8 protein-coding genes and 1 tRNA gene are annotated in these 15,346 nt (G+C 58.1%); 6 read left to right on the top strand and 3 right to left on the bottom strand.

The window, feature by feature from the left end; all coding sequences use genetic code 11:
• Together HMPREF3039_RS01240 and HMPREF3039_RS01235 are read right to left on the bottom strand one after the other, a co-directional pair.
• On the bottom strand, positions 1-3,216 hold a 3,216-nt coding region (locus HMPREF3039_RS01240), incomplete at its 3' end, for a S6 family peptidase (protein WP_156473585.1).
• Between the two features lie 205 nt (positions 3,217-3,421).
• Positions 3,422-7,999 carry a S6 family peptidase gene (locus HMPREF3039_RS01235; protein ID WP_067951850.1) on the bottom strand — a complete coding sequence of 1,526 codons (4,578 nt, stop codon included), beginning with the start codon at positions 7,997-7,999 and terminating at the stop codon, positions 3,422-3,424.
• Positions 8,000-8,363: 364 nt separating this feature from the next.
• On the opposite strand from HMPREF3039_RS01235, the gene HMPREF3039_RS01230 reads away from it, so the two are divergent.
• From HMPREF3039_RS01230 to HMPREF3039_RS01215, 4 genes are all read left to right on the top strand, one after another.
• Entirely contained in the window at positions 8,364-8,849 is a 486-nt protein-coding gene (locus tag HMPREF3039_RS01230) for a Panacea domain-containing protein (protein ID WP_067982178.1), read from the top strand.
• 134 nt (positions 8,850-8,983) lie between these two features.
• Positions 8,984-9,058: transfer RNA gene (locus tag HMPREF3039_RS01225), tRNA-Gln, on the top strand.
• A 789-nt stretch (positions 9,059-9,847) separates the two neighbouring features.
• Complete coding sequence (locus tag HMPREF3039_RS01220) at positions 9,848-10,558, top strand: hypothetical protein (RefSeq protein WP_067573513.1); 711 nt, start codon at positions 9,848-9,850, stop codon at positions 10,556-10,558.
• 202 nt (positions 10,559-10,760) lie between these two features.
• Positions 10,761-11,084 carry a YbjQ family protein gene (locus tag HMPREF3039_RS01215; protein ID WP_067573515.1) on the top strand — a complete coding sequence of 108 codons (324 nt, stop codon included), beginning with the start codon at positions 10,761-10,763 and terminating at the stop codon, positions 11,082-11,084.
• Positions 11,085-11,092: 8 nt separating this feature from the next.
• Here HMPREF3039_RS01215 and HMPREF3039_RS01210 read toward each other — a convergent pair whose 3' ends face one another.
• The gene (locus HMPREF3039_RS01210) at positions 11,093-13,072 is read right to left on the bottom strand and encodes a DUF2207 domain-containing protein (protein WP_067982174.1); all 1,980 of its coding nucleotides are present in this window, start codon (positions 13,070-13,072) and stop codon (positions 11,093-11,095) included.
• A gap of 258 nt (positions 13,073-13,330) precedes the next feature.
• Between HMPREF3039_RS01210 and purD the strand changes: the two genes are divergently transcribed.
• Positions 13,331-14,587 (top strand): phosphoribosylamine--glycine ligase, encoded by a 1,257-nt coding sequence (gene purD / locus HMPREF3039_RS01205; protein WP_067573628.1) that lies wholly within the window; start codon positions 13,331-13,333, stop codon positions 14,585-14,587.
• A gap of 92 nt (positions 14,588-14,679) precedes the next feature.
• On the top strand, positions 14,680-15,207 hold the full coding sequence (locus tag HMPREF3039_RS01200; protein WP_343124311.1) for a DUF1287 domain-containing protein: 528 nt from the start codon (positions 14,680-14,682) through the stop codon (positions 15,205-15,207).
• Positions 15,208-15,346: the final 139 nt, after the last annotated feature.

Raw genomic sequence — 15,346 nt, 5'->3', positions numbered from 1 at the left:
CGATGTGTTCCAGAAATCGGTGGAATAGTCGATGGTCAGGGCGGCCAGCTTCAGCATGGCCCCCGCGTCAATCCGGAAGACGCCGGACCGGAGCATCAGGCTGTTGCACGCCAGTTCGTCCCCGGAGGAACCGCCTATGGACAAGGTCAATTCAAAGATGGAACCGGATTCCATGGTCGTATTCCCGGACAAGGTGGCGGAACCGGTCAGGATGCCCCCATCCTTCACCAGAATATTGTTCCCCAGGCTGACTGCAACGGCATCCGCTCCCGTTCCGCCCAAAACAAGGCTGCCGCCGGAATGGACCGTTGTCTGTCCCGTCCCAAGAGCCTGATTGGAAGCGGCAACCAGCGTTCCCCCCTGGATCGCGGTTCCTCCGGAATAGGTATTCTTGCCGGACAGAACCATGATGCCGTTGCCCGACTTGGCAACGGCGCCTTTGGCCCCGGAGAAATTGACGATGTTGCCGGAGACATTCAAATCGGACGCTCCCGTACCCCGTTCCACTACAAACGCCGTGGGGCTGCCGCCCCTCAGCCGGACATTGATATTCCTGATTTCCGATGCCCTGTCCGCCGCCCTCACCTGGAAAACGGTGTCCGTCCAGACGTCCATGGCACCCTTGCCCGTCACCACCTCGCTGTCCAGCATTCCCCCCGCCATCGCAACCGTCATATTCCTGAATGTCTGGTTTCTCGTATCGTTCAGGAACAGCGTTCCCCCGTTGATCTCCACATTCCCGACGCAGGCGTCATTCCCCGAATTGCCGAAGCAGTCAACCCCGCGGAGAGCAACCGCTCCGCCCCGGTTGATCACCAAATCCCCGCGGATGATGCCTTCCTCCCCTCCTGAAATCAGGAACAGCGTTCCCGCGTTGACCGTAGTTCCCCCCGTATAAGTCTGGCGTTTCTGCACGGCGAGCACTCCGGAACCCTCTTTCACGAGAGCTCCCGTTCCGGATACCACCGAATTGAGGGAAACAGAACCGGAGGCGTTGAAGGAAAGAACGCCATTGTTGACCACCGGACCGGAGCCCAGGGAACCGTTCCTTTCCCCGTCACCCACGGCCAGGATTCCCGCCTCAATCGTGGTTCCGCCGGAATAGGAATTGGCCCCGGTCAGCACCAGCGTTCCTTCCCCGGTTTTCACGAGGGAACCGGCTCCGGAAATCGCGCCGGACTCCATGGCGGAACCGGAATCCACCTCCGCCCGGAATATGGATGCCGCGCCGGACAGCACCACATTTCCACTGTGGCTGCCGCCGGAAAGAATGCCGAACATTCCTCCGTCCGCCACGTTGACGGAGGAAGCCACCTCCGCATGCGCTCCCGCCGTAAACCGCGCGCCATTCTCCACCTGCACTGTTCCGGTGGCAAAAACAGCCGTCTGCCAGTCGTTCTCATCCACATACCCTCCCGCGTGCAGGGTAGGAACTCCAGCCACCTTTACTTCCCCACTCTGCACCTTCCACGTTCCGGAATTGAGGATGACGCCGGACAGGTTCCAGACGAAACCTTCCGCCGCTCCGGGCGCGTACGCCACGTTCAACTGGCCGTTCTTCAGGGAACCTCCATCCAGAAAAGAACCCAGATAATGCTGTTCCCCGTCTCCCGTGAACGTGAATGTCACGGCGGAATTGGCTAGGAAATTGCCAAAGCACGCTCCGGAATCCAGATGCGTAATGGCAGACAAAGACATGTTGTGACCATACATGTCCACCATGCCCCCGCGGTGGCCGAAGATGAACTCCCCGGACAATTGGTTTTCTCCCGCCAGGCGCACGACCGCCCCGCCGCCGTTTATTTTTACGTTATGGGCCGCATAGCCGTCCCGGTCCAGGACCAGCATGCCGCCGCCGCCCACATTGATGTCCGCCGCGTTGTTCCCCTGGCCGCCCACGATCAATGTTCCCTCCCCGATCTTCCGCCACTCGTCCCCGGAAGTTCCGGTCAGCAGCGTGGTGACCACGGCCCCTTTATTGACCACGAAACCCGCCGTATTCAGGCGGTAGGAGGTATTGCCCCCGTCGCTCAATACGTAGTCGCGGTTGAAGGTCACGGAACCCGCTCCCGTGTCCACGGTGCCCTGAAGCACAATCGTTCCGCCCGAACCGTCAAAAATCAAATTGGTGCAGGCATTCAACTGTTCATTGGTCGCCTGCGTGCCCAGCGTGGAGGTGTCCCCGCGCACTCCGGAAACCAGGCCGATGTACTCCGTGGCGAGGTCCCCCTGCACGAAGGTGCCCTTACCATCGGCATCCGTCACATTCCACAGCACGTCCCCGCCCCCTGCCGATACGCTGACGGTGCGGTTGAAGCTGTCCACGTAAGCCTGCGCCCACTGGTTGCCGGAACGCATCTGGGTAGTCAGCCCATAACCGCTTCCGCCGGCAGACTGGGCGGCTCCGACCCATTCCCATCTGCCGGAATTTTCATTGTACACGTAGCTGGGACTGCCGCTGTCTCCGGACAACCCACCTGAAGGCAACGGATTGGCCTCGGAAGGCCTCTTGAAATTGTACCAAAACCGGTATGCCGGGTAAGTCTTGGCATTCTCCGGATCCGGCTCCCCGGTCCCTTCTACTTTTGCCTGCCCCTCAAAAACCAGAGTTCCTCCGGTCAAATAACCATAGGAACCGTCAATCTTTTCCTGCTTGCCGTTTCCGGTGGCGACCGCCTGAACTCCGGAACCGGCCCTCATGACCAGCCTTCCCTTCATGTTGTCCAGGTATTCCGGGTCCGTCAGGTAGGGAACGTATTCCGCCTCCGTCACAATCTTGCTCAACCGCTGCACGCGGTAATCGTATGTAAAATTGGAATCGTCTCCCCATGCATCCTTTCTGGTGACGCTGCGGTAGGAATCGTAAAACGGAGTTCCGGGCGTGGCTCCAAAACGTTTGGTGAATGTAACGAAATGATTGTAATAATCATGCGCCACCGTCGCAATGAAACCGGGCCCTCCCACCAGCGCGGCCTCCCCGATATGGGCATCCGCCACACTGTCGAAATTCATCATTTTGGGAATGGTGCCCACGTAATTGCCCTCCTTGTCATAGATGGCAATGTCCTTCGCATTGATGTCAAAAACGCCCCGGTTTTCCGCAAAATCACGGTAGGTCTGGACATCAAAGGCGTCAGACATCAGTCCTCCGTAAACGGGAGAAAGGAGGCAGGCCGCACCCACCAGTCCGGAATGGTAAATATAATGTAAATTCATGATATGATGGAAACAGAGAATTAATTTACTTGTATATCATGTACTATCCATATTCAAACACATTTTTTCAATAAAACCCATTCATCAATTAAAATATTAAAAAGCCCCTGCCTCCGCCGCTTTCCTCCAAAACCGGGCATGGCGGCTTTAGAAGGGAACGGCCGGGACAGGGGCTGTTTCAATCAACAGGAAATCAACAGGGCTCTTATTCCGCACGGGGCACGGAACGGCGGACGGCACACGCTCCCAAGGCCGCCAGCATCAGCATCGCGGCGGAAGGTTCCGGAACCGGCAGCGGCGCCGTAGCGGTAAATACCGCAGTCAGCGCGGGAGATACTTCCGGCGCGGCATTCGGCGTCCAGACCATGTTCATATCTTTGGAATCTTCACTCTTTTGCAGGCTCCACTGACCGTAGGCCGAGTAATTCCCCGCGGCGGACGTATCCAGCGTGAAATTGCCCGTCAGCGTGGCATTGTCCCCGCCGTCGATGAAATTCAGGATGTGCGATGTGTTCCAGAAATCGGTGGAATAGTCGATGCTCTGCGCCGCCAGCTTCAACTTGGCTCCCGCGTCAATCTGGAAGAGTCCGGACTGGAGCATCAGGCTGTTGCAAGCCAGTTCGTCCCCGGCTGAACCGCTCATGGTCAAGGTCAACTCAAATGTGGAACCGGACTGGAGCGTCGTATTCCCGGTCAGGGTGGCGGAACCGGAGAGAATCCCCCCGTTTTTCACCAGGATATCGTTTCCAAGAGCCACGGAGGAAATATCCGTTCCGAGTCCCCCCAGCGCCAGGCGCGCGCCTGAATTGACGGCAGCCGCACCGGTTCCCAGAGCCTGGCTGGAAGCTGCTACCAGCATTCCCCAGTTGACCGTGGTACCCCCGGAATAGGTATTCTTGCCGGAAAGGACCATGATGCCCGCGCCCTTCTTGATGAAAGAGCCTTTTACCCCGGAGGAATTGACGATGTTGGCGGAGACGTTCAAATCGGACGCTGCCGTGCCGCGTTCCACCATGAACACCGTAGGATTGGCGTCTCTGAGCTGGACATTGACATGCTTGATTTCCGAAGCTTTGCCGGCCGCCTTCACATTGACGACGGCCTTCGTCCAGATATCCATGCGGCCTCCCGTGACGCCATCCACAATGCCCCCGGTCAGGTTGAACACCGTATTCTGAAAGGTCTGGTTGTTCTTGTCCCCAAAGTACAGGGTGCCCCCGTTGATATTTACGTTCTTCACGGATGCGGCGCCGCCCGAATAACCAAAGCTGTCGCCTCCCTTTAATGTCACCTGCGCTCCTTCCCGGATGGCCAGATTCCCGCGGATCATGCCGTTGGCGCCGCCGGCGCCCAGCACAAGCGTGCCTTCATTCACAGTGGTTCCCCCGGTGTAGGAAAGCTGCTTCCGGATCGTCAATGTTCCGGAACCGTTTTTCACCAGCGATCCCGCTCCGGACATGGCCGTATTGAAAACGACGGCATCCGATCGGTTGAAGACCAGCACTCCGTTGTTGAAGACGGCTCCGGTTCCCAGAGAACCGCCGGTTCCTCCATCGCCCACAGTGAGCGTTCCCGCGGCAATCCTCGTGGCTCCGGTGTACGAATTGCTGCCCGTCAGCACCAGTTCCCCGCTGCCTTTCTGGACCAGGTTTCCGGTACCGGAAATAGAGTTCCCAACCGTCGTGCTGTCTGTCCTGTTGAACGACAGGGTCCCGTCATTGGCGACAGCTCCCGTTCCCAGGGTGCCGGACCTTCCTCCATCGCCCACCGACAGGGAAGCCCCGGACAGGATGCGCGTTTCACCGGAATAGGAATTATCCGCCGCCAGAATAACGCCGCCGGCCGAACCCATCCCCTGGGTGTCCACCGTCAGGGAATGGCTGCCATCCAGAGAACCGGCGACGGTCAATGTCCCGCCGCCGCCGAACAAATACCCCTGGGTTCCGGCCTTCACGGAACCGGACAAAACGGCCTGCCCGTCAGCACCGATGTAGGCGGAATTCAGCCCCATCCCGGCCATATCCAACACCGTGGTACGTTCCCCGGACAATAGCAGCACGCCGCCGGAAGAGTTGGAAACATGGGCCAGGGCCGCATCCGCTTCCGCACCGAGGGCGAAGGACGTACCATACTTGACGCGCACGTTCTTGTTCTCCACTCCCAGGGAGCGCACGTCCGTATAAACGAGGTTGACTCCTCCGTTCAGCTCAATGGCGCCGGAAAAGGCGTCGCCGCCTTCCGAATCACTGTTATGGGCGTTGGCAAGCACCACGGTGCCCGCATTGGAACCGTTGCCGATGGACAAGGTACCGGTGCCGCTGAGCTTCAAATTCACCGTCAATGTTCCGCCGCCTCCCCCCAGGGACCAGCCCCCGTCCGCGGTCCAGCCGGAAAGCAGTGCCGTGGTTCCCTGAGTCCCCAAACTTACCTTTCCCGCCGCACCTACGGACAGGTTCCGGAATCCGTCCAGGCCCTCGATCGTTGCCTGGTCTTCAAGCAGCACGAAAGTGCCGGAGGAAGACTGGTCCAGCCGTCCGGCCACAGAGGAGAAATCGGAACCGTCCACGGCCAGGGAACCGGGAGCGTTCAGCGTCCAGACCGCCTGTCCGAGAGATCCGGCGGAAGAAGCGTGCACCAGCCCGTCTTCCACCCGGGCGGTTCCGGAAAAACTGTTGTTCCCATTCTTCAGAAGCAGGGTACCTTCCCCGGTTTTCACGAGGGAGCCGGCTCCGGAAATCACGCCGGATTCCTCAGCGGAACCGGAATCCACTTCCGCCCTCATCACGGAGGCCGCCCCGGACAGCACCACGTTTCCGCCGTGATTCCCGCCGGAAAGAACTCCATACGTTCCCCCGTCATCCACCTGCACGTCAGAGGTCACCAGGGAATGACCGCCGGTGGTAAACCGCGCGCCGCTCTCCACCTGAACCGTTCCGGTGGCAAAAACGGCCGTCTGCCAGTCGTTCTCATCCACATATCCCCCCGCGTGCAGGGTGGGAACTCCGGCCACCTTCACTTCCCCGTCGCGCACCGTCCATGTTCCGGAATTGAAGATGGCTCCGGACAGGTTCCAGACGGAACCCTCACCCGTGCCGGGCGCGTACACCACATTCATCAATCCCCGGGAGGCGCCCCCTCCATCGTGCAGGGCCCCCAGGAACTTCTGCTCCCCGGAACCCGTGAATGTGAACGTTACGGTGGAACCGCCCAGGTAATTGGCAAAAACGGCTCCGGAATCCAGATGCGTGATGGCATCCAGCGTCAAATGGTGACCGTACAGGTCCACGGTACCCCCGCGGTGGCCGAAGATAAACTCTCCGGACAACTGGTTTTCTCCCGCCAGGCGCACCGTCACCCCGCCGCCGTTCAGCTTCACGTTATGGGCCGCGTAGCCGTCCCGGTCCAGGACCAGCATGCCGCCGCCCCCCACGTTGATGTCCGCCGCGTTGTTCCCCTGGCCGCTGACGATCAAATCTCCATCTCCCACCTTCCTCCATTCGTCTCCGGAGGTTCCGGTCAGTAGCGTCGTGACGGTGGCGCCCTTGTTCACGACAAAGCCGGCCGTATTCAGGCGGTAGGAGGCATTTCCCCCGTCGCTCAACACGTAATCCCGGTTGAAGGTCACGGAACCGGCTCCCGTGTCCACGGAGCCCTGGAGCACGATCGTTCCGCCCGAACCGTCGAAAATCAAGTTGTTGCATGCGCCCATCTGCGCATCCGCAGCCCGTGTGCCCTGTGTGGAGGTATCCCCGCGCAATCCGGAAGCCAGTCCGGTATAATTCGTGGAGAGGTCTCCCTGGATGAAGGTTCCCGCTCCGGAGGAATCCGTAGTGCTCCACAAGACATCCCCGCCTCCGGAAGATACGCTGACGGTCAGATTAAAACTGTCCACGTAATCGCTGGCCCACTGGTTGCCGGAGCGCATCTGACTGAACGCCCCGTAACCGCTGCCGCCACCGGACTGCCCGGCGCCCACCCATTCCCACCGGCCGGAATTCTCATTGTACACGTAGCTGGGGCTGCCGCTGTCCCCTCCCAGCACTCCGGAAGGCAGAGGGTTGGATTCGGACGGCTTCTTGAAATTATACCAGAAACGGTAGGCCGGATAAGTCTTGGCGTTTTCCGGGTCCGGTTCCCCGCTTCCGTTTACTTTCGCCTGTCCCTCGAAAACAACGGTCCCACCCGTCAGGTAGGTATATGCGCCTGCCACTCCCTCCTGTTTTCCATTTCCCGTGGCTATGGCCTGCGTGCCGGAGCCGGCCCTCAGCACCAGGCGTCCTTTCATGTTGTCCAGATATTCCGGGTCCGTCAGGTAGGGAGTGTATTCCGCCTCCGTCACGATCTTGCTGAGGCGCTGAACGCGGTAGTCGTACGTATAATTAGTGCTGTCCCCCCACGCATTCTTGATCACCACGCTGTGGTAGGAATCATAAAACGGAGTTCCGGCCGTAGCGCCAAAACGTTTGGTGAACGTGACGGGCTGGTTGTTGTAATCATGGGAAACGGTGGCGATAAAGCCGGGACCGCCCACCAGTGCGGCCTCTCCCGCATGGGCGTCCGCCAATCCGTCAAAATTCATCATTTTGGGAATGGTGCCTACGTAATTGCCCTCCTTGTCGTAGATGGCAATATCCTTCGCATTGACGTCAAAAATGCCGCGGTTTTCCGCAAAATCACGGTAGGTCTGGACATCAAGGACGTCAGACATCAGTCCCCCGTAAGCGGGAGAAAGGAGGCAGGCGGCACCCAAAAGGCCGGAATGGTAAATATAATGTAAATTCATGGCAGGATGGAATTAACGGGTTAAACGGTTTGAATGGTAAAATTTTCTTTATGTTCAAAATATTTTTGCAATTCAATCCATGAAGTTCAAAAAACGTATGGAATGAAAACTTGCAGCTTTCTTCGTCATTTGTTGGAAATGATCAAATCCATTTGTTCCCAATAATATTCATTACATTCCTGTTACGAAAAGAACGGCAGCGGAATTACGGCAGCAATATGACACGGAAAATTCCTCATCCTCATTTAAACCGGAAACATGTGCTGCATGAATTCCGACTTCCCGCCGTTTTTTCCGCAGGAGCCTTGAGGCGGATCAAACTGCGCCGTGTTTAGTATTGTGAAAAACACCCGCGCTTTCTATAATGGCGACAACAACTATCAGCATGGCCAATCACATTACCACGCAAAAACTCTGCAACTGGTTCATTCAACGGGCAAATGAAAGCGGAACTCCCCTGAACCCCGTCAAACTCAACCATCTGGTCATCCTGGCGGACTGGTGGCATCTGCACAGGAACGGAACGCGCCTCATCAACGAGACGGCCGAAGCATGGCCCCAAGGGCCCGTGCTTCCCTCCATCTACCACGAATACAAGGACGAGGTGCCCTGGTCCGCCATCGAACACCCCAGCCGGCGCCAGCCACCGCTGGAACCGGAGACGGACGCCATTCCCTTCCTGGAGCAGATATGGAAACAGTACGGCAAATACACGGCCCAGCAGCTGGCCCGCAGCGGCATGTCCGCCCATTCCCCCTGGCAGCTTGCCCAGGGACGCCACGGCACGCCGGAACGCCAGCAGATCACGGAAGAATACGTGCAGGAATACTTCCGCTCCCTGGCAGACTGAACCGTTAGGGAAAGGGCGGCCGCCCTTCATTCCCTCTTTTTTTGCCTCCGGACGTACATTTAAGTGAAAAAAAACTTGCAAAAAACGGCCGTTTCCGCTTAAATCCGCCCGCACCGCAAAGGTGCCCGTTACATAGCCCTATAGTGTAATCGGTAACACAGCGGATTCTGGTTCCGTATTTTGGGGTTCGAGTCCTCATAGGGCTACCACTTCAGGCTTTATCGCCATTCAAAACTCCTTGAGAAATCAAGGAGTTTTGCATTTCTTGCTTTCACAGCATCAGGCGAAATACTTCCCCCGATAGCGCATATCTTGTTGCCAGGCCTCTCTCCCCAACTCAAAAAAATCATGGTAGGACCAAGCAAAGTAAAAAACAAACGGATAGCTACCTTCTCGGTAGCCGGGCACAAGGTTTGTAAATCTACAAGTGTTGACATCATGCCTGCCTCTATTTCTCTGGACAAGAGCAAGGACCACCTTCTGAAGGAAGGTGAAGCCAAAGCCTTCATTATGGCCGGATAATTGGAAAAGCAGCCCAATGGTGAACGCGAAGACGCAGAAACTGTTAAGGCAGTTTCTTCAAATGAACGCAAAGCCAAGAAGATTCTAAAGGATCATCCTACATACAAGGAGTGCGTGATTATCCAGCTGAATGGAGGAGGACACGCAAGCCCTGTCTGTGAAGCAAAGATAAAAAGACAGTAGAACAGTTTCCGGCTTTCCCAGGTGATAACCAAGATATGCCGCTTGATATGATCAAGCCTGAACACAACCGCAAATTCATGGGGCGAAAACTTGAACGAGTCAAATCAGGTGGCGTTGGACAAGACTGCAACTTCAAGATTGTTGAAGGATGGTAAAGTAACACGATTCTTTACCTGTCTTTTGTAAACGTTTATATATAAGGGATTCTGTAATGCTAAAAAATGTGGTTATTTGAAAAACGTGGTTGAGATTCATTAGCTTATAATATAGAGAGTATCTACTCGACACACCTGATGAAAATTCTTACTACATTCCTTATCACCACCGTAGCACTACTGCTCACAAGTTGCGGTGGAGTGGGCTGGAACCTCTTCTACTGCGTCCGCGAACTGCCAAATACCTGCACGGGTGTCGATTTGACGAAGCCTGTGGGGGGAACCGTCTATGTACCGCAGTCAAAGGCGGTGGACAAGTTTCCTTCGGCGGTGGTCATGCAAGTGCCCGAAGTGACCTACAGCCCCTCCACCCGCCCGGTCTGCCTTGGAGACTTTGCATTTACCAACCAAGTGTATGCCCGTGGCGTGGAACCCACGGGACGCACTCTCTGGGTGAAGGTGGACAAGTACGAACACGGGGTAGAATTGCTTCCCGGACTGCCGAAGCAGGTGGAATATACGAAATGGTCGCAGGAACCGAACAGGAAAATCCGCCACCGCGAGACGCTGGTGCCCTACCGTGGCAAGAACAACTTGGTCCGAGTGGATGGCATCCATAACCCGCCGGGGCTTGCACAGCTCTCGACCTCTCGCAGCGCATGGGGCCCCCTCGCCACGATGGCTGCGCTGCCGCTTTATCCCGTGGACTGCGTGCTGGGGCTTGCCAGCAACACACTCTTCTATTCCGGCGGGCTCCTGTGGGCTGCCGTCAATGGTGCCCAGCAGACGGAGCCTAAGTCCTATGAGCAGTCAACGTCTCCACTGCCGGGCGAGGGGAAGGAAAAGTAAAACCTCCACGGCATTCTTCAGCCTGCTGAATAGGACGGCTCCCATGATTGCCGCAGAAGAGCGTAGAAACGAAAACTTTTTCTACAAGTCATTTTTATTCCTTCGGGAACGTCTCTGCACCTTCCGCACCGGGTACGGATGCGGATGCTCTTTCTCCGCTTATTTGCTTGATTTTCCTGCCCTTTTGCCAGAAACATGTTTCATGTACGTCAGCACTCTTGAAACAACTCCCGGCCAGTCCATTGAGAAGGTTCTGGGCCACGTGACCGGAAACGCCGTCAAGGCCCGCCATGTGGGCTCCGATATCATGGCAAGCCTGAAAACCCTGGTAGGCGGAGAGATCACACAGTATTCCCAGCTCATGAACGATACCCGCGCCCTGGCCATTGAGCGGATGCAGGAGAACGCACAGGCCATGGGGGCCAATGCCGTCATCGGACTGCGTTTTGCCAGCAGTGAAATCGGCCAGGGCCTCAGCGAATTGCTGGCTTACGGCACGGCCGTCGTCCTGCGTCCGGAGCCGTGATCCGGCTTTTACCACGAACCGCCGCCTCCGCCCCCGAATCCCCCTCCGCTGAATCCTCCGCCCCCGGAGGCCCCTCCCCTGCCGGAAAAGGAGGATGAGGAGCCGGCATCCCAGGGAGACATGCCGTTTCCCGGACCCGAGGGCAAGGACAGAAGGAACATGTTCAAATGGCAGGACAGGCTCCACGCAACGGCGTAAAACACCGGATTTTCAGCGTTCATCCCGCCCTGATACCATTCCGGGACAGGCATTTCCAAAGTCTTGAATTTCTGAATCCACTTGTCATCCACGCCCCATGTGTACGCATACGGAAGCAGGGACCAGAAATAGCCGGGGTTTGTCTCCGCCAGCCGCCGGAGCCGGTCCGGTTCCGCGTTTTTCATGAAGGCCAGCAGTTCCGCGGCCTCCGACGCCGTTTTTCTTTTGTAGGCGGATTCCTTACGGGCAAGCGCCAGGGCCAGAAACACAGTGCAAACGGACCCCAGGCAAACCCACAGCCACGCATCATAATAGAAGTTCACCATCACCGCATCGGCCAGAAGGCGGAAGGCCGCCGCCACGCCGAACAGCAGCCCGGCCATGCAGAGACCGGGAAGGACAACCCTGATCCACAGCCCCCTTCCCGAGTGCCTGCCGGATGTATAAATCATGCCCGTCCCCAAAAAGCCCAGCACGATCGTGCCGCCCATGATGGCGCAGAAATGGACCATGAAGGAATGATGCCAGCCCGCCAGGCTGATGGCGGCGGAGGCCGCCAGGGAAATGGCAAAAGCCATCAGCGCCATGCGGCCGCCCAGTCCGTTCCCAAGCCTGCGTTCTCCCCGGAATCCGTCCTCAAGCTGTTGAAAGGATTTCTCCAGCACGCGGGAAAAACCGGACCGGAAGAGTCCCAGGGGCACCCAGTTTCCCTTGCCGGATGCGAACAGGCCGTGCAGGAACGTGCGCGCATGCGGCGGCAGATGATGCGCACCCTTCATCAGGCGCACGAAAACGGTCCCATCCTCTTCCTTCACCTTCATGCAACCCTTGGAGACCAGCCAGAGAACCAGGGAAAGAAGCAGCCTGTTGCGCGGAACGCCGCCCCGTGCAAACGCCAGGGAGGCACTGTCCAGTTCCGGAGGAACAGGAAAGGGACTCCCCGTTTCCCTTTTGTGATTTCTTCCGGTCCGGAAGGTCCGGAACATCAGGCAGACAGCCCCGGCGGCCAGACCGGCACACACGGCGGCAAAAACGGAAATCAGGAAGGAAGGGGGCTTGGGAGCGCCTTCAAAATACCCTTCCGGCAGACGTACATAAGCCGTTAACCCCTCATGCGCCCCCAGCCTGCCGTCCACCGTTCCGCGAACGGCATTGCCGGAGATTTCATAGTCCATTCCACGTTCATCCCTGCTTCCATAGGTTTCCCGGTACATCCGGAAGCCGGACAAGTCGGCGGCCTTGTCAAAGGCAATGGAAAAGCGCACGCCGTTCAAAGGGACTTCCCAGTCCGTGCCGATGATATTGTAGTAGAATTCGTCGTATTCCTTCACCAGGTCATCGGGCATTTGCACCGTGTAGGAAAGCACATATTCGGCATCGCCCTTCTGCAACCGGTCCGGGTTTCCAGCCCGTATCAGAAGGCTTCTGCCCTCATCCTGCTGTCTTTGGCAGGAGAAGCCGCCACCCTGCACCCTGACGTCGTCCACCCGGAGGCGGTACAGGTATTCCTTTTCCCGTCCGTTGACGATGCGCTTCATGCGCAGGGCCGTGGGGATGGTGCGGTACAGGCCGTGGCTGTATTCGCTGAAGAAGACGGAGATGCGCTCCGTTACGGAAACGCCCGCATTCCGGGAAACCCTCATTTCCACATCATACCCGCGCACCTCCCAGGAGGCCCCGGCCGCCCGCATTCCTCCGCAAACCGCCAGGAACACGAGAAAAAGCGGCAGGCAGGCTCCCGCCATCCAACGTATCCCGGCATGGCTGATGTGGTATGCGGCATTCATCATTTCCCTTTTTCCGGCCTCCCCCCGCAGACGGCGAGGGAAAACCGCTGTCATTAAAACAGAAGGAGTCCCGCCCGGCAAGATTGGAAGTGCATGGAATACCACGGAAAAACACGGCGGGGATTTTTTCCGTGCTGTTTTCATGAAATTACCGCACAAACGGGAGAGCCGCGCCCCCTGGCGGACATGCCCTCAAACGGCCCGTTTCTCCATTCATTTCAGCTTGGCAAATTCGCTCCGCGCCTGCATACTCATGTGCGTATGAAAATTGCCGTCATTGGAAAAGGTGGGCGTGAACACGCGCTGGTCAAGGCACTGAAGGAATCTCCGTCCGCTCCGGAAATGTATTGCTTCCCGGGCAGCGACGCCATCAACCGCCTGGCCGAGCCCATTCCCGCCAGGGATCTGCCTACGCTGATCGACTGGATGGTTTCCAATAAGGTGGACCTGTGCGTAGCCGGGGAAGAAAGCTACCTGGTGAAGGACGAAGGACTGGCCAACGCCTGCGCCAGGGTCGGGATTCCATGCTGGGGGCCGGTCAAGGAAAGCGCCCAGCTGGAAGCCAGCAAGGAATTCGCCAAGGAGTTCCTGCTGCGCCACCGGATTCCCACCGGGCAGGCCCGCGTGGCCGCCACGCTGGAAGAGGCGCAGGAGTTCATCGGCGGCGTTTATCCCACCGTCCTGAAGTTTGACGGACTGGCCGCAGGCAAGGGCGTGGCCGTGTGCATGTGCCGGGAGGAGGCGGATGCCTTCCTGAAAGAGGTGTTCACGGACAGGCGCTTTGGAGAAGGCCGCCTGCTGGTGGAAGAGTTTTTAACCGGACCGGAGGTTTCCATCTTCGGAGCCCTGGTGGACGACCATTACCTGATCCTGTGCCCGGCGCGGGACTACAAGCGCCTCAAGGAGGGCGACGCCGGCCCCAACACGGGCGGCATGGGCGCCGTGGCATCCCGCCAGCTGGTAGAGCCTGAAATGCTGGAACGCATTGAGAAGGAAATCGTGGCCCCGACCGTGGCCGGCCTGAAGAAAGACGGCCTTCCCTACCGCGGCTTCCTGTACTTTGGGCTGATGCTGACTCCGAACGGCCCCAAGGTCATTGAGTACAATTGCCGCTTCGGCGATCCGGAATGCCAGGCCGTGATGCCCCTGCTTTCCGGCGATCTGGCTTCCTTCTGCCTGCACGGCGCCAGGGGGGAATTCACGCCGGAGGAAATCTCCTTTAAGAATGGCTGGAGCGTCTGCTGCGTTCTGGCTTCCAAAGGGTATCCGGAATCATCCCATTCCGGGGACGCCATCAGCGGCCTGGACGACGTGGCGAATGCCTCCGTCTATCACGCCGGCACCCGGTGGAACGGAGACAGGAACTGCTATGAAACCAACGGCGGCCGCGTGCTGGCCGTGGTGGCGCAGGGAGAAACCCTTTCCGAGGCGCGCCAGCGCGCCCATAACGAAACGAAGAAAGTGAGCTTTGACGGCTTGCAGCGCAGGCCGGACATCGGCTTTGCCAGCTTTGTCTGACCTTCCGCACACTTCCGCAACTCTCTCAACAACGACCTATGAAATTTGCCGCCGCTCTCTCTTTCCTGTTCCTCTCCTGTTCCGCGTTCCTGATGGCGGACAACGCCGCGCTGGCCGCCAAGGCGCGCGAACAGATAGGGGTGACCACCTCCTACGATGGTTCCTACCAGGTCATCCCCTACCCCAACGGGGATGTTCCCAAGAACACGGGCGTATGCACGGACGTGGTCATCCGCGCCCTGCGGGCATTCGGCCTGGACCTCCAGAAAGCGGTGCACGAGGACATGAAGGCCAATTTTTCCAGGTACCCGAACCTGTGGGGCCTGAAGGGCACGGACCGCAGCATCGACCACCGCCGTGTGCCCAACCTGCGCACCTTCTTTACCCGCAAGGGCTGGTCCGTCCCCGTCACGAAGACGGCGGCGGATTACCTGCCCGGCGATCTCGTCACGTGGAATCTGGACGCAGGGGGCGTTCCGCACATCGGCATCGTTTCCGACAAGAAGACAAAGCAAGGCACGCCGCTGATCATCCACAACATCGGCAGCGGCACGCAGGAGGAAGACTGCCTGTTTTCCTTCACCATCACCGGACATTACCGCCCGGTGCTGAAACGCTGACACGCGGAACGACATTCAAAAACCTGTTAGGAAACGAGGCGGGGAGAGCCCATACTCCCGCCTCGTTTTCAAGACGATATTCCGCGGATATTCCGGGCCCGGAGAAATATCCTCCGGAGCGGCGGAAACGCACGGTATT

Source organism: Akkermansia sp. KLE1798, assembly GCF_001580195.1.
Taxonomy (GTDB): domain Bacteria; phylum Verrucomicrobiota; class Verrucomicrobiia; order Verrucomicrobiales; family Akkermansiaceae; genus Akkermansia; species Akkermansia biwaensis.
This window is presented reverse-complemented; position numbering and strand designations above follow the sequence as displayed.